Origin of the sequence: Alteromonas sp. MMG017 (assembly GCF_018100795.1) — a bacterium.
Lineage (GTDB): Bacteria > Pseudomonadota > Gammaproteobacteria > Enterobacterales > Alteromonadaceae > Alteromonas.
This window is the reverse complement of sequence record NZ_JAGJDY010000041.1, coordinates 1-920: the sequence shown is the minus strand read 5'-3', so window position 1 is coordinate 920 and position 920 is coordinate 1. Positions and strand designations below refer to the sequence as shown.

At 40.7% G+C, this 920-nt stretch carries 1 protein-coding gene; it reads right to left on the bottom strand.

Annotation, left to right across the window (positions count from 1 at the left end; genetic code table 11):
• Positions 1-292 precede the first annotated feature (292 nt).
• Positions 293-920 (bottom strand): hypothetical protein (locus tag J8L84_RS20135; protein WP_211072262.1); only part of this gene is annotated, 628 nt, incomplete at its 5' end.

Below are 920 nucleotides of genomic sequence, written 5' to 3'. Positions count from 1 at the left end.
ACCGAGTGCAATGGCGCTTGCTGACTGAAAATAAGAACTTGGCGGTAAAGCGCCTATTGCGCAACCTTTGAAGTAAGCGCGGTGATATTAAAACTACCAATGCTTTGGCGATGATTGAAACAACATGTGAGGGTAGTTGAACTGATATTTTTATAAAGCCAAACGTAGTTTAGGCTGACGCCTTCTAACACCCAACTTTGGGGCACAAATGCATGGGCTAAAATAACGAGCGAAGCGAGGGAGCCCATGTGTTTGTGTCCCAGCGAACGCAGTGAGCGCCAACAGTTGCTTGTTAGCGCTCAAATTCTTGTAGGTGTTTGATCACCTTAGCAGGAAAAGCCATTTCAAATTGATTTAAGTTCGTGTTGATAGAGAGCCTTAAGCCTTTGTAGACTGAATTACAGTGCTGTTTGACGAAGTCATTAATGTGGCTCTCTATACCAATAGGAAAAAAGAAGAAACCTTTCTGTCCATAGCTTAATGACATTGGGAGTTGATTTCCCTCTCTACCAAGTTCTGCAATAGATATTGCAACAGAACTTTGCTCCGACAAAATGCTAATTGAGTTTAAATAAGCTGGTTTATTACCAGTACTTGTGACATTGGTAGCTAACCGAGAACTCATGTTTGGTGGAGCCACATAGAGTCCAAAGTCGGTTTTTATTTGTTCAGAATCCAATTTTCGTTGTTTTTCAGCAAGCCAAAGCGAAGTGATTACAGCACCTAATGCTCCTATTCCTGCAACCCAATTACCGATGACACCTAACACCGGAACTAGCAGGTTTTTAAAACTTTCTTGATCTGAAGCTACTCCGAAGCTAACACCTAAGGAGAAGCTCAATATGGCTACTAATATAAAACTTAAAATCAATAATAATTTAAAAACCACTTTAGATTCCAAAAAACTCTCCTTTGAGCGC